Source organism: Pseudomonas umsongensis (genome assembly GCF_002236105.1).
Lineage (GTDB): Bacteria > Pseudomonadota > Gammaproteobacteria > Pseudomonadales > Pseudomonadaceae > Aquipseudomonas > Aquipseudomonas umsongensis.
The window spans coordinates 607,288-626,829 of the sequence record NZ_NIWU01000001.1; the positions used below are offsets into that span (position 1 = coordinate 607,288).

General features: G+C 60.9%; 17 protein-coding genes. 4 read left to right on the plus strand and 13 right to left on the minus strand.

Translation table 11 applies throughout. The annotated features are described in order from the left end of the window. The first annotated feature begins 221 nt into the window (after window positions 1-221). Window positions 222-590, plus strand: coding sequence for a DUF427 domain-containing protein (locus PSUM_RS02845; protein ID WP_020798535.1), 369 nt, complete (start codon window positions 222-224; stop codon window positions 588-590). Window positions 591-690: 100 nt separating this feature from the next. On the opposite strand, the gene PSUM_RS02850 is transcribed toward PSUM_RS02845, so the two are convergent. Both PSUM_RS02850 and PSUM_RS02855 read right to left on the minus strand, forming a co-directional pair. After that, window positions 691-2,313 carry an MFS transporter gene (locus PSUM_RS02850; RefSeq protein WP_020798534.1) on the minus strand — a complete coding sequence of 541 codons (1,623 nt, stop codon included), beginning with the start codon at window positions 2,311-2,313 and terminating at the stop codon, window positions 691-693. Window positions 2,314-2,529: 216 nt separating this feature from the next. Further along, window positions 2,530-4,176, minus strand: a complete 1,647-nt coding sequence (locus PSUM_RS02855) for a GMC family oxidoreductase (protein WP_083348937.1) — start codon at window positions 4,174-4,176, stop codon at window positions 2,530-2,532. A 120-nt stretch (window positions 4,177-4,296) separates the two neighbouring features. On the opposite strand from PSUM_RS02855, the gene PSUM_RS02860 reads away from it, so the two are divergent. Next, a complete protein-coding gene (locus tag PSUM_RS02860) occupies window positions 4,297-5,199 on the plus strand; it encodes a LysR family transcriptional regulator (protein WP_083348938.1) in 903 nt (300 codons plus the stop codon). Window positions 5,200-5,306: 107 nt separating this feature from the next. Here PSUM_RS02860 and PSUM_RS02865 read toward each other — a convergent pair whose 3' ends face one another. From PSUM_RS02865 to PSUM_RS02880, 4 genes are all read right to left on the minus strand, one after another. Then, a complete protein-coding gene (locus PSUM_RS02865; RefSeq protein WP_020798531.1) occupies window positions 5,307-6,398 on the minus strand; it encodes a DNA alkylation repair protein in 1,092 nt (363 codons plus the stop codon). Window positions 6,399-6,455: 57 nt separating this feature from the next. After that, window positions 6,456-8,264 carry a monovalent cation:proton antiporter-2 (CPA2) family protein gene (locus PSUM_RS02870; RefSeq protein ID WP_020798530.1) on the minus strand — a complete coding sequence of 603 codons (1,809 nt, stop codon included), beginning with the start codon at window positions 8,262-8,264 and terminating at the stop codon, window positions 6,456-6,458. Window positions 8,265-8,369: 105 nt separating this feature from the next. Next, on the minus strand, window positions 8,370-8,693 hold the full coding sequence (locus PSUM_RS02875; RefSeq protein ID WP_020798529.1) for a protealysin inhibitor emfourin: 324 nt from the start codon (window positions 8,691-8,693) through the stop codon (window positions 8,370-8,372). Next, the gene (locus PSUM_RS02880; RefSeq protein WP_083348939.1) at window positions 8,690-9,745 is read right to left on the minus strand and encodes a M4 family metallopeptidase; all 1,056 of its coding nucleotides are present in this window, start codon (window positions 9,743-9,745) and stop codon (window positions 8,690-8,692) included. Before PSUM_RS02880 ends, PSUM_RS02875 begins: the two co-directional genes overlap by 4 nt. A 144-nt stretch (window positions 9,746-9,889) precedes the next feature. Between PSUM_RS02880 and PSUM_RS02885 the strand changes: the two genes are divergently transcribed. Then, entirely contained in the window at window positions 9,890-10,228 is a 339-nt protein-coding gene (locus PSUM_RS02885) for an FKBP-type peptidyl-prolyl cis-trans isomerase (protein WP_083348940.1), read from the plus strand. Between the two features lie 126 nt (window positions 10,229-10,354). On the opposite strand, the gene PSUM_RS02890 is transcribed toward PSUM_RS02885, so the two are convergent. From PSUM_RS02890 to PSUM_RS02910, 5 genes are all read right to left on the minus strand, one after another. After that, on the minus strand, window positions 10,355-11,374 hold the full coding sequence (locus PSUM_RS02890) for a branched-chain amino acid aminotransferase (protein ID WP_020798526.1): 1,020 nt from the start codon (window positions 11,372-11,374) through the stop codon (window positions 10,355-10,357). A gap of 148 nt (window positions 11,375-11,522) precedes the next feature. Continuing rightward, entirely contained in the window at window positions 11,523-12,905 is a 1,383-nt protein-coding gene (gene lpdA / locus PSUM_RS02895) for a dihydrolipoyl dehydrogenase (RefSeq protein ID WP_083348941.1), read from the minus strand. Window positions 12,906-12,923: 18 nt separating this feature from the next. Further along, on the minus strand, window positions 12,924-14,195 hold the full coding sequence (locus PSUM_RS02900) for a dihydrolipoamide acetyltransferase family protein (RefSeq protein WP_083348942.1): 1,272 nt from the start codon (window positions 14,193-14,195) through the stop codon (window positions 12,924-12,926). Then, on the minus strand, window positions 14,196-15,254 hold the full coding sequence (locus PSUM_RS02905; protein ID WP_020798523.1) for an alpha-ketoacid dehydrogenase subunit beta: 1,059 nt from the start codon (window positions 15,252-15,254) through the stop codon (window positions 14,196-14,198). Window position 15,255: 1 nt separating this feature from the next. Next, entirely contained in the window at window positions 15,256-16,491 is a 1,236-nt protein-coding gene (locus tag PSUM_RS02910) for a 3-methyl-2-oxobutanoate dehydrogenase (2-methylpropanoyl-transferring) subunit alpha (RefSeq protein ID WP_083348943.1), read from the minus strand. A gap of 185 nt (window positions 16,492-16,676) precedes the next feature. Here PSUM_RS02910 and bkdR point away from each other — a divergent pair, with 185 nt between their 5' ends. Further along, complete coding sequence (gene bkdR / locus PSUM_RS02915; protein WP_008059350.1) at window positions 16,677-17,165, plus strand: Bkd operon transcriptional regulator BkdR; 489 nt, start codon at window positions 16,677-16,679, stop codon at window positions 17,163-17,165. 61 nt (window positions 17,166-17,226) lie between these two features. On the opposite strand, the gene PSUM_RS02920 is transcribed toward bkdR, so the two are convergent. Both PSUM_RS02920 and PSUM_RS02925 read right to left on the minus strand, forming a co-directional pair. Continuing rightward, window positions 17,227-18,396 carry an IS4 family transposase gene (locus PSUM_RS02920; RefSeq protein ID WP_083348390.1) on the minus strand — a complete coding sequence of 390 codons (1,170 nt, stop codon included), beginning with the start codon at window positions 18,394-18,396 and terminating at the stop codon, window positions 17,227-17,229. A 207-nt stretch (window positions 18,397-18,603) separates the two neighbouring features. Continuing rightward, window positions 18,604-19,467, minus strand: coding sequence for an MBL fold metallo-hydrolase (locus PSUM_RS02925; protein WP_020798309.1), 864 nt, complete (start codon window positions 19,465-19,467; stop codon window positions 18,604-18,606). Window positions 19,468-19,542 lie beyond the last annotated feature (75 nt).

Below are 19,542 nucleotides of genomic sequence, written 5' to 3' on the forward strand. Positions count from 1 at the left end.
GGATGGCGTGAGAGGAGCGCGAGAGCAATCTTTATCTGTATGGATGTACAGTTTTTACGTTGCGTTTGATTGCGCAGGCCGTTTAGCTGTGAGGCCATCGTTATCGGGGAATCTGAGTTATACCTGATACGTCGTAGTCTCAGGTTTTGGGGTCGCTGCGCGGCCCATCGCGGGCAAGCCACGCTCCTGCAGGTCAATTTCTGTCATGAGGATTGTTTTCCATGAAAAGCTCCGGTCCCAGCCCTGTCATCACCATCGCCGAGCAGCCAGGCTGCCTGTTGGTGAAGTTCCACGGTATCCAGGTGGCTGCATCTTCACGTGCGTTGGTGCTATTGGAAGCCAATTACCCTCCGGTGTACTACGTCCCGCGAGAAGACATCGACGAGAAATATTTCGCCCGCACCGACCACACCAGCTATTGCCCGTACAAGGGCGATGCCAGCTATTTCAGTTTGCAGGTGCCGGGACATGAAGGGGCTAATGCGGTGTGGAGTTACGAGAATCCGAAAGTCTCGGTTGCACAGATACGCGAATACATGGCGTTTTATCCAGATCAGGTGAAATTTGAGCTCGTTGAACTCGACGAGTGAGTCGCCATTGCCATTAAAAGATCGCAGCCTGCGGCAGCTCCTACAGGGGAACGCATTCCAGGGTAGGAGTTGCCGAAGGCTGCGATCTTTTGATTTTCAATCAGTTCTTATCCAGATCGACGTTACGTGTCTCTCGCAGGCACAACATCCCCACCACCAGGCTCACCCCGGTGATCAGCACCGGATACCACAGCCCATAGAAGATGTCGCCGGTGTACACCACCAGGGCAAATGACACGGTCGGCAGGAAACCGCCGAACCAGCCATTACCGATGTGGTAGGGCAGGGACATCGAGGTGTAGCGGATACGGGTGGGGAACAGTTCGACCATCAGCGCCGCCAGCGGGCCGTAGCACATGGCGGAGATGATGATCAGCGCGACGATCAGGGCCACGATCATTGGTTTGTTGATCTGCTGCATGTCGGCCTGTTGTGGATAACCCGCCAGGGTCACCGCGCCACGCAGGGCGGCTTCGTCGAAACCGTCGATCTTCATGTCACCGACGCTGACCTGCACATCGCTGCCGGCCGGGGCTGCTGCGCTCTGGTACGGCAGGCCTTGCTTGACCAGGAAGGTCTTGACCTTGTCGCATGGGCTGTCGAATTTCGCCTTGCCTACCGGGTCGAACTGGAAGGTGCAGGTGGCCGGGTCCGCGAGCACGGTAATCGGCGCCTGGCGGCTGGCCTGGTCGATGGCCGGGTTGGCGTAGTGGGCCAGGGTCTTGAAGATCGGGAAGTACAACACGGTGGCGAGCAGCAGGCCCAGCATGAGTACCGGTTTGCGCCCGACCTTGTCCGATAGCCAGCCAAAGAAAATGAAGAAGGGTGCACCGATGGTCACACTGACGATCAGCAAACCGTTGGCCACTGCGGGGTCCATTTTCAGGAACTGGGTGAGGAAGAACAGCACATAGAACTGCGCAGCATAGAAGGTCACCGCTTGCCCGGCGTTGATGCTGAACAGGGCGATCAATACCACCTTGAGGTTTTCCCACTTGCCGAAGGAATCGCGGATCGGCGACTTGCAGAGTTTGCCTTCCTCTTTCATTTTCACGAACGCAGGCGACTCGTGCAGGCTCAGGCGAATCCAGGTCGAGATGCCCAGCAGGATGATCGAAAACAGAAACGGAATGCGCCAGCCCCAAACTTCGAACTGATCGCCCGTGAAATAGCGGCAACCCAGTACCACCAGCAGCGACAGCAACAGGCCCAGGGTGGCGGTGGACTGGATCCAGCTGGTGTGGAAGCCACGTTTGCCCATCGGCGCGTGCTCTGCCACGTAGGTCGCGGCGCCGCCATATTCACCACCCAGTGCCAGGCCCTGGAGCATGCGCAGCACCACGAGGATGATCGGCGCGGCGATGCCGATGCTCGCGTAATTGGGCAGCAGGCCGACGCAGAAGGTTGCCAGGCCCATCAGCACGATGGTGGCGAGGAAGGTGTATTTGCGCCCGATCATGTCGCCCAACCGGCCGAACACCAGGGCGCCGAATGGCCTGACAATGAAGCCGGCGGCGAACGCCATCAAGGCAAAGATGAACGCGGTGGTGTCGTTGACCCCGGCGAAGAACTGTTTGCTGATCACCGCCGCGAGGGCGCCGTAGAGGAAAAAGTCATACCACTCGAAAACCGTCCCGAGCGACGAGGCGAAGATGACTTTCTGGGTTTCCTGGCTGGTGCCCGCGCTACGCACGGCTTCCAGGGGCTGAACGTGTTCTGACATATCGGTATCCCTCACAGTGATTGTTTTTGTTGTTCCACTGTCGGCGCTTTCCTTGTGGGCGGGCGCCGCGTTTATCCATAAATCGGGGAGTACCCGTTACCCGTAGGAGCGAGCATGCTCGCGATGCACCTGAGAGCACCGCGGGGTGTCAGGTTTCCAGCGTCATCGTTGACGGCCATCGCGAGCATGCTCGCTCCTACAGTGTCCGTGCAGGGTTCACGGGTGTGTGGCCAGTTCCTTTTCCGGGGTGAGGCTCCTTGTGTCGGGGTTGAGGATCAGTTGTGCAGCCTTCTCCGCGATCATCAGCGTAGGCGAGCAGGTGTTGCCCGAGGTGATGCGCGGCATGATCGAGGCATCGGCGATGCGCAGGCCGGGAATGCCGTGCACGCGCAGTTCTGCATCGACCACCGCGTCCGCGTCGTTGCCCATGCGGCAGGTGCCGACCGGATGGAAAATCGTCGTGCCGATCCGCGCGGCGGCTTCATGCAGCTGTTCTTCGCTCTGCAGGCTGTCGCCGGGCAGGTACTCGACCGGTTTGAACGCCCTCAGGGCCGGCGCGGCAACGATGCGCCGGGTCAGGCGGATGGCATCGGCGGCGACCCGCAAGTCTTCCGGGTGGCTCAGGTAATTGGGCTGGATCAGCGGCGCTTGTTGTGGATCGGCAGAGCGGATCTGCACCGTGCCCCGGCTTTGCGGACGCAGATCGCAAACCGATGCGGTGAAGGCCGGGAAGGCGTGCAACGGCTCACCAAAGCGCTCCAGCGACAGCGGCTGCACGTGGTACTCGAGGTTGGCCGAGGTTTGCTCGGGCCCTGAACGCGCAAAGGCCCCCAACTGACTCGGCGCCATCGACAACGGACCGCTGCGGTCATACAGATAACGCAGGCCCATGCCCATCTTGCCCCACAGGCTGCCGGCGATTTGATTGAGCGTTCGGGCATTCTCCAGCTTGTAGATCAGCCGCAGTTGCAGGTGGTCCTGCAAGTTGCCGCCAACGCCGGACAGTTCATGGACTACACCGATGCCCAGGCGCTGCAGCAGTGGGCGAGGGCCGATGCCGGAACGCTGCAGGATGCTCGGTGAACCGACGGAACCGGCGCACAGGACGATTTCCTTGCGCGCCTTGAAAGTCTTGGCCTGGCCCTGCCAGCGGGCGCTGACCGCCGAAGCACGAGCGTTTTCCAGCATTACGCGGTCGACCTCGACACCGGTCAGCACCGTCAGGTTGGGGCGCTGGCGGATCGGTTTGAGAAAGGCCTTGGCTGCATTCCAGCGGATGCCCGCCTTCTGGTTGACCTGGAAATAGCCGCAACCTTCGTTATCGCCCTGGTTGAAGTCGTCGATGCTGGCGATGCCGCTTTGTTCGGCGGCGCTGCGAAAAGCATCCAGAATCGGCCAGGACAGGCGCTGGCGTTCAACCCGCCAGTCGCCGCTGCCGCCGTGAAACGTTGATTCGCCGGCAAAATGGTTTTCGCTCTTCTTGAACAACGGCAGCACGTCTTGCCAACGCCAGCCAGGGTTGCCGTCAGCCGCCCAGCCATCGTAGTCGCCGGCCTGGCCGCGCATGTAGATCATGCCGTTGATCGACGAACATCCGCCCAGTACCTTGCCGCGTGGGTAACTCAGGGTACGACCTTGCAAGCCCGGTTGCGCCTCGGTCTTGAAGCACCAGTCGGTTCGCGGATTACCGATGCAGAACAGGTAGCCCACCGGGATGTGGATCCAGGCGTAATTGTCGCGACCGCCGGCTTCGAGCAGCAGCACGCGGTGTTGCGGGTTGGTCGACAGGCGATTGGCCAGTAAACAGCCGGCCGGCCCGGCCCCGACCACGATGTAGTCGTATTCATCAAGGGAAGCGTGCATCCCTGACCTCGCTTGTTGTTCTTGTTGGGGACCATCCTAGTTGTTAGCTTTCGTTAAAAGAATGTTAGTTTTTACCCAGCTACTGTTCGTTTTTAAACAACGCTGACCAAGGGATGGACGATGTTCGACTGGAATGACCTGCGGTTCTTTCTCGAGCTACAGCGAAGCGGGCGTTTGCTCACTGCTGCGCGCCGTTTGAACACCACCCATGCCACCGTGGCGCGGCACATCGAGGCCGTTGAAAAGAACCTGGGCACCGCACTGTTCGTGCAGCATGCCCAGGGGTATGAGCTGACCCCGGCGGGCGAAGCATTGCTCAAGCACGCCGAGGCGATGGAGAACGTCGCGCTGCTGGCGCAGGAAGAAATCACCCAATCCACGGCGCCGCTGGGCAAGATCCGGGTGGGGGTGACGGAAGGGCTGGGCATCATGTTCCTTGCCAGCCGCATGAACGGACTGTTCGAGCGCTACCCCGGACTGGAAGTGGAGCTGGTGGCGGTGCCGCGCTTTGTCAGCATCCTCAACCGCGAGGCGGAAATCAGCATCCACCTGGAACGCCCGGCCGCCGACATGCTGGTCACGCGCAAATTGGCGGACTATCGCCTGGCGCTCTACGCCAGCCAGGACTACCTCGACCGCTCCCCGGCGCTGCGCAATCGTGAAGACCTGGGGCGCCATGCCTGGATCGGCTACGTCGACGATTTGCTGTTCAGCCAGGAATTGATGTTCCTCAACAGCTTCTGCCGCAACCCGCAGGTGGTGTTCCACAGCACCAGCGTCATCGCCCAGCAACAGGCCGCGCGCGCAGGTCTTGGGATCGCCGTGCTGCCGTGCTACATGGCCAGTGCCGATCCTGGCCTTGTGCCGTTGCTCCCCCAGGAGAGCATCCTGCGTAGTTACTGGATCAGTACCCGTCGCGAGTTGCACAAGTCGGTGCGGTTGCGAGTGATGTGGGATTACGTGGTGGAGTTGTGCGAGAGTGAGCAGGATTTGTTGCTGGGCCCCAACCCTCCCGTGATTTAACGGTGCCTCGGATACCACTGTAGGAGCTGCCGCAGTCTGCGATCTTTTGATTTTTCAAGATCAAAAGATCGCAGACTGCGGCAGCTCCTACAGAGGGAGACCGTGTTTCAGGCGAGGATTTCGAAGGCCGTACTGGCCAGCCGCTCGCCATTCACCAACACATGTACCGCATGCTTGCCCGCGTAATGCCGGCGGGTGGTCAGTTCCTTGATGTGTTGGCCGCGGGTGATCGGTTGTGTGGCGTTGCCTGGTAGCGTCAAGGCCTTGAGCTTGAAGACCTTGGCCGAGGTGCTGCCGTTGGCCTTGACGTAGTCGATGGCGTAATCGATCACCAGGCGCTGGCTGTTGTGTACCGTGGACTTGACCGCAAAGGACAGGGTGATTTTTTCGCCGAGCCCGATCACCGGCGGATTGACCTGCACATCGATGATCTGGACTTCAGGTTTGCCGCCCGCGCCAATGATAGCCAGGGCGCGCAGGTTGCCCTGTTTGATCAGGCTGCGCAGGGCATGCCTGGCGATCCATGCGGTGTGCGGGTTGTCCAGCGACCAGCCCTCGATCAGGTCCAGTACCCACTCGGGCTGGTCCTTGGTGATGTCATTGAGGTGATTGGCCACGGACTTGCGCACGTAAAGGCTGGGGTCGGCCTTGAGGTTGTCGAGGATCCCGGCGGCCAGTCGCGGGTCGGCCTGGACCGGCTCCAGGCGAAACGACCAGGGCAGGCGCGGCCGGCAACCTTCGCTGGCGAGGCGCCGGACATGTTCGTTGGCGTCCAGCGACCAGTCATGCATCAATTGCAGCGAGCGTTGCAAATCGTCGCGCAGGAAATGGCGGATGGCGAACTCCGAGGAACCGAATGCGGTGAAGTACTTGAGCGCCTCCATCGACAGTTCGAAACGCTCCGCGCCATAGGTCGCCACGTAATGCGGCAGGCACATGCTGACAAAGCCGCTGTTGAGGCGAGGGGCGAGGGCGCGCAGTACTTCCAGCGATGCTTCATAACCCAGCGGCAATACCGCGTGCAAGCATTCGCTGACGCGGGCCAGGCGCTGCATCACCGACAATTCAGCCAGGCCATGGTTGGCCAGTTTCAGGAAACCCTTGGCGTCGAAGTCGGGATACACCGCCGTCATCTCGGCGGCGATGTGCCGCAGGCGCTCGGCGTTGAAGATTTCCTTGAGAGCGGTGTCGCCAGCCATGTTGGAGTCCGTGTGTGATAGGGGCGGGGTGCCGGCCAGGAGGCCGGCACATTCATCTCAACCGTTCTTCGCCTGCTCTTCCAACTGGTCCGATTCGAATAACCGTGCCAGTTCCGCCCGCGCTTCCTGCGCCGTCTGCTTGACCTTCACCGCGTCGTCGTAGATCGCGTGCTGGGCTTCGAGCACCTGTTCGTCGTGATGCTTGAAACGCTTGATCCGTGCATCGGCCTGTTCGGGCGTCAGTCCCAGGCCGATCAATGTCTGCCGGCTCATTTCCAGACTGGAGTAAAAGGTTTCGCGCACGGCGTGGGCGCCCAGGTCCACCAGGCGATGCACATGCTGGCGGTTGCGGGCGCGGGCAATGATCTTGATGTGCGGATAGAGCTTGTGCACCAGTTCGGCGGTCTTGATGTTGGTGTCCGGGTCGTCGGTGGCGATGACGAAGAACTCGGCATCCGCAACCTTGGCCGCGCTGAGGATTTCCGGACGCATCGGGTCGCCGTAATACACCGGTACGCCGCCGAAGCTGCGCGACAGCTCGATGGTTTCCACCGAGGTGTCGAGGGCCACGAACTTGATGTTCTGAGCCCGCAGGATACGCGCGACGATCTGCCCCATACGGCCCATGCCGGCGATCACCACACGGGGCTCATCGGCGTCGATTGCGCGAAATTGCTCCGGAACCACCACCGGTTGCACCTTCGGGCTAACCAGTCGGGCGCACAACAACATCAACAGGGGCGTCAACGCCATCGACAGGGTGATCGCCAGCACCAGCAAGTCGTACAGGCGTGGATCGAACAGACCATGATCACGGCCGATCTTGAACACCACAAAGGCAAATTCACCACCAGCCGCCAGTACAATACCCAGGCGAATGGCGCTGATCTTGTTCAAACCGCCGGCCAGTCGGCCGACGACAAACAGCAACGGCAGTTTGACGGCGATCAGCAGCAGGGTCAGCCCCAGCACCACGATAGGCTCGCGCAGCAGCAGGCCGAGGTTGGCGCCCATGCCGACACTCATGAAGAACAGCCCCAACAGCAGGCCCTTGAAGGGTTCGATCTGTGCTTCCAGCTCGTGCCGGTATTCGGAGTCTGCCAGCAGCAGGCCGGCAAGAAATGCACCGAGGGCCATGGAAATACCGGCCAGGTCCATCAGCCAGGCGGTGCCCATCACCACCAGCAACGCGGTCGCGGTGGACACTTCCGGCAAGCCGGTCTTGGCGACCACGCGAAACACCGGACGCAGCAAGTACCGTCCGCCGATCACCACAATGGCAATACTGACCAGCACGCGCAGGCCCTGGTTGACATCGTCGACCGCGCTGACGTTTGCGCTACTGCCTGCCAGCAGCGGCACCATGGCGATCAGCGGGATCGCGGCGATGTCCTGGAACAGCAGGATCGCGAACGCCAGGCGGCCGTGGGGGCTGGTCAGCTCCTTGCGCTCGGCCAGGCTTTGCAGGCCGAAGGCGGTGGACGACAGGGCCAGGCCCAGGCCCAGCACGATCGAGGTGTTCAGCGGTTGCCCGAAGACATACAGCGCCAATACACCCAGCAGCGCACCTGTCAGCAGTACTTGCGCCAGACCGACGCCGAACACCGCCTTGCGCATCACCCACAAGCGCCGTGGCGACAACTCCAGGCCGATAATGAACAGCAGCAACACCACGCCGAGTTCAGAGATGTGCGCGACACTTTCCGTATTGCCGATCAGGCCCAGCCCCGAGGGGCCGATGATCACGCCGGCAAACAGATAACCCAGCACCGCGCCCAATTGCAGGCGCTTGGCCAGGGGAACGGTGAGCACGGCGGCGAGCAGAAATACGACTGCGGCTTGCAACAGACTGCCTTCATGGGGCATTAGAAAAACTCCATCAACTCGGTACGGCGGGTCGACAAGGATAAAGGCTGGCCTGGGTTCAAGGCTATCGCGCAAAACAGTTGTCGAGCGGACATCGCCGTCGCACTACAGCAATTCCCCCAGGTCCCAGAGCCGTACAAGCTCAGCGGGGGCCTGGTTTTCCGGCACTTTCAACACCATCTGGTCGTCCTGTTCGCCTGCGTGGTAGCGCAGCTCGATCTGGTAAAAGCGCTGATCTCCCCCGCCCGAGGCCGAGCTGGCCAGCGGCAGGCACCCTTCGAGCAGGCCACGGATGCGCGAACGCTGCTCGAGATCGCATTGCGCGAATTCGATTTCCCGGGGGCGCGTCAGGGCCTGGATTGCGGCAAAGCCACCTTGGCGAGACAGGCGCACAACGGCCCGGTCGTCCAGTGTCGGCAGGGTTTTCATGGTGCCTCCTGCGTCGTCTCGACGCCTACTTGTGACCAGCCGCGCTGCACCACCCGCGCTTCATTGGCGCTGAAGCGCCGACGCGCATGCTCCACGGTGAGTTTTGCAAAGGCACTGAATGACGTCTCATGACTCAAGCGCTTGTCACACAGTGCGTCGTACCAGATGAGCCCGGCTGTTTCCCAGGCGAATCCACCCAAGGCCTTGGCGGCCAGGTAAAACGCCCGATTGGGAATGCCGGAATTGATGTGCACGCCGCCATTGTCCTCCTGGGTGATCACGAATTTGCGCATGTGGTCCGGTTGCGGGTCCTTGCCCAGCAGCGGGTCGTCATAGGCGGTGCCCGGGTGGGCCATCGAGCGCAAACCGACGCCCTTGATCCGCGGGGTCAGTAAATCCGCGCCGATCAGCCAGTCCGCCTGGTCGGCGGTGTGCCCCAGCAGGTATTGCTTGGTCAGCACGCCAAACACATCCGACAGCGATTCATTCATCGCCCCGGACTGGTCGGCATACACCAGGCCCGCTTCGCTCTCGACCACGCCATGGGTCAGCTCGTGCCCGACCACGTCCAGCGAACGGGTGAAGCGTTGGAAGATTTCCCCATCGCCGTCACCGAAGACCATCTGCGAACCGTTCCAGAAGGCGTTCTCATAGTCCTGGCCATAATGCACGCTGCCGATCAGCGCGAAACCCTTATCGTCGATGGAGTCGCGGCCCAACACTGTCCAAAAGAAATCGTAGCTGGCCCCCAGCGCGTCGTAGGCCTCATCGACCGCCGGATCACCGCTCGGCGCCTGGCCTTCGAGGCGCACCGGCATGCCGGGCAGGAGCATCTTGCCCTGGGCATCATGCACGCTGCGCTGTACCTGGCCACGTTTGGAGGTTGCCGGCAGGATCGCGGCGGCAGCTGGACGCACCGGTGGGCCAGGCGTATGCCGAAGGGTACGCACATGGGCCAGTGTGCTCATTGCGCTGGAACGCTGGTGTTCAGATCCATGCGCGACGATACGGTGCAGAATGTAGGGCGGAATGAAACTGCGCAGGTCAGTCATCAGAGCATCCTTTCTGAGCGCGAAGTCGATACTTATGTGAGCGGCGCAGGGGTATTCGGTTCCGCCGGTTGCCATTGGCAGCAGTTTCTGCGAAAACCTGCGTCCGCGCCCGCAAGTCCAGGGCACTGTAGATGAGTTAAGAACATGAACGACGAACTGCAAATCATTGATCTTGAACCGGGTGACGGCAAGGCCGTCGTCAAAGGCGCACTGATCACCACCCAATACCGCGGCTGGCTGGAGGACGGTAGCGAATTCGACTCTTCCTACAGTCGAGGCAATCCGTTCCAGTGCGTGATCGGCACCGGTCGAGTGATCAAGGGTTGGGACCAGGGCCTGATGGGCATGCAGGTCGGTGGCAAGCGCAAATTGCTGGTCCCGGCGCACCTGGCCTATGGCGAGCGTACGATGGGCAAGATCCCGCCGAATTCGAACCTGATATTCGAGATTGAATTGCTGGAAGTGCTGACGCGGGACGATTGAGTGCGGAACATGGAAACACGAACGCCGATCCGTTGAGACCGTTTGTATCCCTGTAGGGGAAAGAGCCAAAAAAAACGCCGCCCTCGAATTCGGGGGCGGCGCTTTTTTATTGCAGTGGACGTCAGGTCAAACCTTGACGATCCAGCCCGCTGGCGCTTCGACGTCGCCAGTTTGCACGCCGGTCAGCTCTTTGTAGAGCTTCTGGGTGATCGGGCCGACTTCGGTTTCGCTATGGAACACGTGCAGGTGGTCGTTGTAGCTGATGCCGCCGATTGGCGTGATCACGGCGGCGGTACCGCAAGCGCCGGCTTCCTTGAAGTCCGACAGCTTGTCGATGAACACGTCACCTTCGATCACTTCCAGGCCAAGGCGCGTTTTAGCCAGCTCAATCAGCGACAGGCGGGTGATGCCCGGCAACACCGACGGCGAGTTCGGGGTCACGAACTTGTTGTCGTGGGTGATCCCGAAGAAGTTGGCCGAACCGACTTCTTCGATTTTGGTGTGGGTCATCGGGTCCAGGTAGATGGCGTCGGCGAAGTGCGCCTTCTTGGCCTGGGAGCCTGGCATCAGGCTGGCGGCGTAGTTGCCACCGACCTTGGCTGCGCCCGTGCCTTGCGGGGCCGCGCGGTCGTAGCTGGAGATCAGGAAGTTGTGCGGGGTCAGGCCGCCCTTGAAGTAGGCGCCGACCGGGATGCAGAAAATCGAGAAGATGAACTCGGGTGCGGTACGCACGCCGATGTTGTCACCCACGCCGATCACGAACGGACGCAGGTACAGCGCGCCGCCAGTGCCGTAAGGCGGGATGAAACGCTCGTTGGCCCGCACCACATCCTTGCATGCTTCGATGAACTGCTCGGTGGACACCTGTGGCATCAGCAGGCGCGCGCAGCTGCGTTGCATGCGCGCGGCGTTCTGGTCCGGGCGGAACAGGTTGATCGAACCGTCCTTGCAGCGGTAGGCCTTCAGGCCCTCGAAGCATTGCTGGCCATAGTGAAGGGCCGTGGAGCCTTCGCTGATGTGCAGCACATTGTCTTCGGTCAGGGTGCCTGCGTCCCACTCGCCATTACGCCAGTGCGACAGATAGCGCTTGTCGGTCTTGATGTAGTCAAAACCCAGCTTGTCCCAATTGATGCTTTCGTTACCCATGACACCCTCTATCACTTAACAACCGCCGAAACGGTTCAATGTTTCTGACGTTTTCTGGATGGGGACAACAATACTTCATTCCGGACCCATTTCGCAGCCCGGATTTGATCGTTCCCACGCAGAACGTGGGAACGATCATGCGTGGGGGTCACAGATGCAGTGCGTGGCCAAGCGCCCGCAACGCCGCTTCCTGCACCGCCTCGCCCAGCGTTGGATGCGCATGAATAGTGCCGCCTATGTCTTCCAGCCGCGCACCCATTTCCAGGCTTTGCGCGAATGCCGTGGACAATTCGGAGACGCCGACGCCCACCGCCTGCCAGCCAACGATCAGATGATTGTCCCGACGAGCGACCACGCGCACGAAGCCGCTCTTGGACTCCAGCGTCATTGCCCGGCCATTGGCGGCGAACGGGAAGTTCGACACGATGCAGTCAAGACCTGCCGCCTTGGCCTCGTCCGGGGTCTTGCCGACCACCACCAGTTCCGGGTCGGTAAAGCAGACGGCGGCGATAGCGGCGGGGTTGAACTCGCGGTGCTTGCCGCTGATCAGTTCGGCCACCATCTCGCCCTGGGCCATGGCCCGGTGGGCGAGCATCGGCTCGCCACTGAGGTCGCCGATGGCGTAGACGTTGCGCATGCTGGTCTGGCAGCGGTGATCGATCTTGATCGACGCGCCGTTCATCGCAAGGTCCAGCGCTTCGAGGTTCCAGCCCTCGGTGTTTGGCTTGCGACCCACGGCCACCAGTACCTGATCGGTCTCCAGGTTCAGGATGCCGCCATCCGGGTCGCGTACTTGTAAGGTATTTTCTGATGAATCAAAGCATTGCACGCTATGCTTCAAGTAAAGTTTCACGCCAAGTTTCTTCAATTCGTCGTGCACGGGCTGGGTCAGTTCGCCGTCGTAGGCCGGCAGGATGCGTTCCTGGGCCTCGACCACGCTGACGTCGGCACCGAGCTTGCGATAGGCAATCCCCAGTTCCAGGCCGATGTAGCCGCCACCCACCACGACCAGGCGTTTGGGCACGGATCTCGGTGCCAGCGCTTCGGTGGAGGAGATGATCGGCCCGCCAATCGGCAGCATCGGCAAGTTCACGCTTTTGGAGCCAGTGGCCAGCACCAGGTGCTCGCACTGGATGCGCGTGTCGCCGACGTCGACGGTTTTGCCGTCGACGACCTTGGCCCAGCCTTGAACGACCTGGACCTTGTTCTTTTTCAGCAGGGCGGCGACACCGGTGGTCAGGCGGTCGACGATACCGTCCTTCCATTCCACGCTTTTGCCGATATCCAGGGTCGGCGCCGAAACGCTGATACCCAGGGCCGAGTGCTGGTTGTGCTGTTGCGTCTGGTGGAACTGTTCAGCCACGTGAATCAGTGCCTTGGACGGAATGCAGCCGATGTTCAGGCAAGTGCCGCCCAGGGATTGGCCTTCCACCAGGATGGTCGGAATGCCCAGTTGGCCAGCACGGATCGCGGTCACATAGCCGCCAGGGCCGCCGCCGATGATCAGCAGCGTAGTGTGCAAAGTTTGCATGGTGCTCTCCGGCAAAAATCAGTCCACAAACAGGGTGGCGGGTTGTTCGAGCAGGCCACGGACGGCCTGGATGAATTGTGCCGCGTCCATGCCGTCGACCACCCGGTGATCGAAGGAGCTGGAGAGGTTCATCATCTTGCGGATCACGATCTGGCCTTTGATCACCATGGGCCTCTCGACGATTTTGTTCACGCCGACGATCGCCACTTCCGGCAGGTTCAGCACCGGGGTGCTGACGATGCCGCCCAGCGCGCCGAGGCTGGTCAGGGTGATGGACGAGCCGGACAGTTCGTCGCGGCTGGCCTTGCCGTTACGGGCGGCCGTGGCCAATCGGGCGATTTCAGCGGCACTGTCCCACAGGCTGCGAGCCTCGGCATGGCGAACCACGGGCACCATCAAGCCAATATCGGCTTGGGTGGCGATACCGACATGCACCGCGCCCAAGCGGGTGATGACCTGGGTTTCGTCATCGTAGCGCGCGTTGATCTGCGGGAAATCACGCAGGGCGACGACCAGGGCGCGCACCAGGAATGGCAGCAAGGTCAACTTGCCGCGGCTGGCACCGTGTTTTTCGTTGAGGTGCGCACGCAGTTCTTCCACGGCAGTGACGTCGATTTCCTCGACATAGCTGAAATGGGCCGCGCGTTGCGTGGCGTCCTGCATGCGCTGGGCGATCTTGCGCCGCATGCCGATCACCGGGATCTGTTCTTCGTCGTTGCGCTGGGCGTAAGCGCTGCTGACGGTTGAGGCATTCGACTGACCCTGGGCCAGATAGGCCTCGAGGTCTTCGTGCAACACACGACCCGCCGGGCCAGTGCCACGAACCAGGCGCAACTGGATACCGAGGTCCAGCGCATGCTTGCGCACCGCCGGGGAGGCCAGGGGACGCTCATCGGCTTCGCGGGCGACCATTGGCCCCTGGCAGGCGGCGGCTTTCGGTGCAGCGGCAGCGACCGGTTTGGTCTCCACCGTGGTTTCGACTTTCGGCGCAGCGACCGTTGCTTCTTTTACCGGTGCCGGTTGCGCAGACTCCCTGACGTTGCCCGCGCCTTCGACTTCGATGCTGATCAGCACGCTGCCGACCGCCATCACTTCACCTGGCTGACCGCCAAGGGCAATCACCTTGCCATGCACCGGCGACGGAATATCCACCATTGCCTTGTCGGTCATGACATCGGCCAGCACCTGATCTTCGACGACCATGTCGCCGACCTTGACGTGCCACTGTGACAACTCAACTTCTGCAATGCCTTCGCCAATGTCCGGCATCTTGATAACGTGCGTGCCCATTCAGACCTCCATGACCCGTTTCAACGCCGCGCCCACACGGGACGGCCCTGGGAAATACGCCCACTCTTGCGCGTGCGGGTAGGGGGTGTCCCAACCGGTGACGCGTTCGATCGGCGCTTCCAGGTGGTGGAAGCAGTGCTCTTGCACCAGCGCCGTCAGTTCGGCACCGAAACCGCAAGTACGAGTCGCTTCGTGGACGATCACGCAGCGCCCGGTTTTCTTCACGGACTTGACGATGGTTTCCAGGTCCAGCGGCCAGAGGCTGCGCAGGTCGATGACCTCGGCATCCACGCCGCTTTCCTCGGCGGCCACTTGCGACACGTACACGGTGGTGCCGTAGGTCAGTACCGTGACGTCCTTGCCCGGACGGGCAATGGCGGCGACATCGAGCGGCACGGTGTAATAGCCGTCTGGAACCTGGGCGGCGGGGTGTTTCGACCAAGGGGTTACCGGACGGTCGTGGTGGCCGTCGAACGGACCGTTGTACAGGCGCTTGGGCTCGAGGAAGATCACCGGATCATCGTTTTCGATCGAGGCGATCAGCAGGCCCTTGGCGTCGTAGGGGTTGGACGGCATGACGGTGCGCAGGCCGCACACCTGGGTGAACAGCGCCTCGATACTCTGGCTGTGGGTCTGGCCGCCGTAGATACCGCCACCGCAAGGCATGCGCAAGGTCAACGGCGCGGTGAATTCGCCAGCCGAGCGATAACGCAGGCGCGCGGCTTCGGAAATGATCTGGTCGTAGGCCGGGTAGACGTAGTCGGCGAACTGGATCTCCACCACCGGGCGCAGGCCGTAGGCGCCCATGCCTACTGCAGTGCCGACGATGCCGCTTTCGGAGATCGGCGCGTCGAACACCCGGGAGGTGCCGTACTTGGCCTGCAGGCCTTCGGTGCAGCGGAACACGCCGCCGAAGTAACCGACGTCCTGGCCGAACACCACGACGTTGTCGTCGCGCTCAAGCATCACATCCATGGCCGAGCGCAGGGCCTGGATCATGGTCATGGTGGTCGTGGTCATGGCGGTATCCAGCTGGATATTGTTGTTGTGATCGTTCATGTCAGATCCCCAGCTCTTGACGCTGGCGCTTCAAATGCTCCGGCATCTCTTTATAGACATCTTCGAACATGGTCGCGGCGCTTGGAATCTGGCCGCCGGCAAGGGTGCCGTACTGTTCGGCTTCTTTCTGCGCGGCGATCACCTCGGCTTCCAGTTCGGCGCTGACGGCGGTGTGTTCTTCTTCGGACCAGTGGCCAACCTTGATCAGGTGCTGCTTGAGGCGCGCGATCGGATCGCCCAACGGGAAGTGGCTCCAGTCGTCGGCAGGACGGTACTTGGATGGATCGTCCGAGGTGGAATGCGGGCCGGCGCGGTAGGTGACCCATTCGATCATGGTCGGGCCGAGGTTGCGGCGCGCGCGTTCGGCGGCCCAGGCAGAGGCGGCGTAGACCGCGTAGAAATCGTTGCCGTCGACCCGCAGCGAGGCGATGCCGCAACCGACGCCACGCCCGGCGAAGGTGGTGGCTTCACCACCGGCAATCGCCTGGAAGGTGGAGATGGCCCACTGGTTGTTGACCACGTTGAGGATCACCGGCGCGCGATACACGTGAGCGAAAGTGAGAGCGGTGTGGAAGTCCGACTCGGCGGTGGCACCGTCGCCGATCCAGGCCGAGGCGATTTTGGTGTCGCCCTTGATCGCCGAGGCCATGGCCCAGCCTACGGCCTGGACGAATTGGGTGGCGAGGTTGCCAGAGATGGTAAAGAAACCGGCATCTTTGACCGAGTACATGATCGGCAACTGACGTCCCTTGAGCGGATCGCGCTCGTTGGACAGCAGTTGGCAAATCAGGTCCACCAGCGGTACGTCGCGGGCCATCAGGATGCTTTGCTGGCGGTAGGTCGGGAAGCACATGTCGTCGATGTTCAAGGCCAGGGCCTGGGCGCTGCCGATGGCTTCTTCGCCGAGGCTCTGCATGTAGAACGACATTTTTTTCTGGCGCTGGGCGACCACCATGCGGTTGTCGTAGATCCGCGTCTTGAGCATGGCACGCATGCCTTTGCGCAGGATGTCCACCGGTACGCCTTCGGCCCACGGGCCCAAGGCATTGCCCTGGTCGTCGAGCACACGAATCAGGCCACGGGCCAGGTCTGCCGTGTCAGCCGGTTCAACGTCGATAGGGGGTTTGCGCACTGTGCCGGCGTCGGTCAGGTGCAGGTAGGAGAAGTCGGTTTTGCAGCCGGGGCGACCCGAGGGTTCGGGGACGTGCAGGCGCAGCGGTTCGTACGCTTGGTTCATGGCTTCTACGCTCGATCTTGTGAATTTCTTGTAGTGAGCTGACAGATTTCATTCGGTGGAAGAAATCTTGTCCTACAACAATCATAGGCCCGGCCAAGAAGAATATTTTTCTGTGTTTCGTTGCGTTCAAGGTCATTTCCAGATAAAAAATCTGCATAAACATAAAAAACAGGTGTTTTTGTCTCATGCGCAAACTGGACCGTACCGATATCGGCATTCTCAACAGTCTCCAGGAGAACGCACGCATCACCAACGCCGACCTGGCACGCTCGGTCAACCTGTCACCGACGCCATGCTTCAACCGGGTCAAGGCGATGGAGGAGTTGGGCTTGATTCGTGAGCAGGTGACCCTGCTGGACGCCGATCTGCTGGGGCTGCACGTCAATGTGTTCATCCACGTCAGCCTGGAAAAGCAGGTGGAGGAGGCGTTGCAGCATTTCGAAGAGGCGATCTCCGATCGGCCCGAGGTGATGGAGTGCTACCTGATGGCCGGCGATCCGGATTACCTGATTCGGGTGCTGGTGCCGACCATTCAGTCGCTGGAACGCTTCATGATGGATTTCCTCACCAAAGTCCCCGGCGTTGCCAATATCCGTTCGAGCTTTGCGCTCAAGCAGGTGCGCTACAAGACGGCGCTGCCGTTGCCTGCCAATGGCTTGACCTTAGGCACCTGATACGGTGCTCCTGCCTTGATCGTTCCCACGCTCCGCGTCACTAGTGTCCGGTAAACATGTTTCATAGCTGAAGGCTGCCTTGGGCAGCCTTCAGCTTTTCTCGCTCCTGCCTTCGTCGATCCCTCAGTTCTGGAGTAGCGGGCCGTTCGTGCAGGACGTGAGATATGCGAACCGTCAGCTCGAACAACGAACCGGTAAATCCTGAGCGACGATGGAAAAGGTGCAGTAACAAGTAGCTGATCAAGGCACTGTAAATCTGCAGGCGCACGGCGTTTTCAGAGAAGGCATAGAAGCGTTTGAGTTTCAGATGTTGCTTGATCCACTTGAAAAACAGCTCGATCTTCCAGCGATCTTTGTACAAGCCCGCGATTTCTTCAGCTGTTCTTGCGAAGTCGTTGGTCACCAGGATTAACGGCGTGGCATGTCCCTCGCGCTCAACCACCACGCGTCTTACCGGCGTTTCTCGGTAGTCATTCAGACGCTTACCGCCCAGATGCTTTTTGCCGAATAGAATGACTTCATCGGTCATGACCGGGCTTTGCTCGGCTACGGTCGAGTGCTTGTGCAGCACTTTGATATTGGCGTTTTTCTTCAGGCGGGTGACGAAAAAAGCGCCTTTGGTCTGCAACTGGTGCCACCAGTTGTAATCGCAATAGCCCTTGTCAAAGACATACGTCATGCCGGCCTGAATCGGCATTTCCAGTGCATCGCTCAGGTCGTTGACGTTGGCAGGAGTGATGTTGACGTACACCGGGGCCAACTTCGCCAAATCTAGCCCGACATGTACTTTCAAGCCCTGCGTAATGCGGGTTTTCGTGGCGGCTGTCCAGCCATCGAAGTGAGGTCCGCGCAAAGTGATCGACGTGGAATCAAGCAGGCTAACCATGGCACCGACTTCTTTGCGCTGCTGGCGGCTGATGCCGCGCAACAGCAACTCGCAAAGGTCCTGGAATGGCCGGTAGTCACGCTTGTTCAAGGCATCCGACAGGGTCGAGCGGGCGACCGGACCCGCTTTAAGATGGTAGCTATGCGGGCTTAGAGTTTCGGAGAAAGTCGCCAAGGACCGCAGGCTTAAGGCTTGGGTTACATGACCGCTAACCAGTGTCACCAGCAATTGCCAGGACGTGCAGCGTTTGACGTAGCGATCAGCCTGGTGCCTTTCGGTGGATTGCCGAAAGAACTGGCGCGGGATCGCACTGAGCAGGTGGGCTAAACGGGTGCTGGTAAACATGAGCCAAAATCGAGTCTGAAAAATCCGATTATGACTGACGGCCGCCAACAGCAAGGGGGAGCAAGCTCCCCCTTCGGTTTTTACCGGACGCTAGTGACGCTCCGCGTGAGAATGCATCCCGTGACGCTCTGCGTCACATCCGGAGCGGAACGCGGAGCGTCCCTGGCGGCATTCCCACGCGGAGCGTGGGAACGATCGAGGGGGGGGTCAGAACTTGTTCAGGGGGATTTTCAGGTAGACCACGCCATTGTCCTCCGCCGGCGGCAGGTTCCCCGCCCGCACATTGACCTGAATCGCTGGCAGCAGCAGCGTCGGCATGCCCAACCCGGCATCGCGTCGGGTGCGCATGTCGACGAACGCGGTTTCGTCGATGCCGTCGCGCACGTGGATGTTGCTCTTGCGTTGTTCGCCAACGGTGCTCATGCAGTGCGGTTCACGGCCCTCGGGCGGGTAGTCGTGGCAGACGAAGAGGCGCACGCTGGCAGGGAAGGCCAGCAGCTTGTGGATCGAGGCAAACATCTGATGGGCGTCGCCGCCAGGAAAGTCGCAGCGGGCGGTTCCGACGTCGGGCATGAACAGGGTGTCCCCAACCAGGATCGCGTCGCCGTCGACCAGGTAAGCCATGTCCGCCGGGGTATGGCCAGGTACATGCAAGGCGGTGGCCTTGAGGTTGCCGATGCGAAATGACTCGTTCGGGGCGAACAGGTGATCGAACTGCGAGCCGTCAATGCAAAACTCCGGCTCAAGGTTGAACAGGGTCTTGAACACGCCCTGCACCTTGCAGATCGACTGGCCGATGGCGATCTTGCCGCCCAGTTCCCGGCGCAGGTAAGGCGCGGCGGACAGGTGATCGGCGTGGGCGTGGGTTTCCAGCAGCCATTGCACCTGCAAGCGGTGCTCGCGCACGAAGGCGATGATCCGGTCGGCCTGCAGGGTGCCGGTCCGTCCGGCAGCCGGGTTGTAGTCGAGTACCGGATCGACGATCGCGCATTGTCCGCCATCGGTTTCGTAGATGACGTAACTGTAGGTTGACGAGGCGTCGTCATAAAAAGCTTCAATGAGGGCGGGCATGTGGGTTTTTTCTTCAGGGGCAAGTCATGAGGTTAGATTCATTTTCCCTGCGCTGACCAGCCCACGACACATTCA

Excerpts from the sequence above, each read along its gene's own strand:
- PSUM_RS02845 (WP_020798535.1), top strand. The coding sequence starts at position 222 with ATGAAAAGCTCCGGTCCCAGCCCTGTCATCACCATCGCCGAGCAGCCA.
- PSUM_RS02850 (WP_020798534.1), bottom strand. The coding sequence starts at position 2,313 with ATGTCAGAACACGTTCAGCCCCTGGAAGCCGTGCGTAGCGCGGGCACC.
- PSUM_RS02855 (WP_083348937.1), bottom strand. The coding sequence starts at position 4,176 with ATGCACGCTTCCCTTGATGAATACGACTACATCGTGGTCGGGGCCGGG.
- PSUM_RS02860 (WP_083348938.1), top strand. The coding sequence starts at position 4,297 with ATGTTCGACTGGAATGACCTGCGGTTCTTTCTCGAGCTACAGCGAAGC.
- PSUM_RS02865 (WP_020798531.1), bottom strand. The coding sequence starts at position 6,398 with ATGGCTGGCGACACCGCTCTCAAGGAAATCTTCAACGCCGAGCGCCTG.
- PSUM_RS02870 (WP_020798530.1), bottom strand. The coding sequence starts at position 8,264 with ATGCCCCATGAAGGCAGTCTGTTGCAAGCCGCAGTCGTATTTCTGCTC.
- PSUM_RS02875 (WP_020798529.1), bottom strand. The coding sequence starts at position 8,693 with ATGAAAACCCTGCCGACACTGGACGACCGGGCCGTTGTGCGCCTGTCT.
- PSUM_RS02880 (WP_083348939.1), bottom strand. The coding sequence starts at position 9,745 with ATGACTGACCTGCGCAGTTTCATTCCGCCCTACATTCTGCACCGTATC.
- PSUM_RS02885 (WP_083348940.1), top strand. The coding sequence starts at position 9,890 with ATGAACGACGAACTGCAAATCATTGATCTTGAACCGGGTGACGGCAAG.
- PSUM_RS02890 (WP_020798526.1), bottom strand. The coding sequence starts at position 11,374 with ATGGGTAACGAAAGCATCAATTGGGACAAGCTGGGTTTTGACTACATC.
- lpdA (WP_083348941.1), bottom strand. The coding sequence starts at position 12,905 with ATGCAAACTTTGCACACTACGCTGCTGATCATCGGCGGCGGCCCTGGC.
- PSUM_RS02900 (WP_083348942.1), bottom strand. The coding sequence starts at position 14,195 with ATGGGCACGCACGTTATCAAGATGCCGGACATTGGCGAAGGCATTGCA.
- PSUM_RS02905 (WP_020798523.1), bottom strand. The coding sequence starts at position 15,254 with ATGAACGATCACAACAACAATATCCAGCTGGATACCGCCATGACCACG.
- PSUM_RS02910 (WP_083348943.1), bottom strand. The coding sequence starts at position 16,491 with ATGAACCAAGCGTACGAACCGCTGCGCCTGCACGTCCCCGAACCCTCG.
- bkdR (WP_008059350.1), top strand. The coding sequence starts at position 16,677 with ATGCGCAAACTGGACCGTACCGATATCGGCATTCTCAACAGTCTCCAG.
- PSUM_RS02920 (WP_083348390.1), bottom strand. The coding sequence starts at position 18,396 with ATGTTTACCAGCACCCGTTTAGCCCACCTGCTCAGTGCGATCCCGCGC.
- PSUM_RS02925 (WP_020798309.1), bottom strand. The coding sequence starts at position 19,467 with ATGCCCGCCCTCATTGAAGCTTTTTATGACGACGCCTCGTCAACCTAC.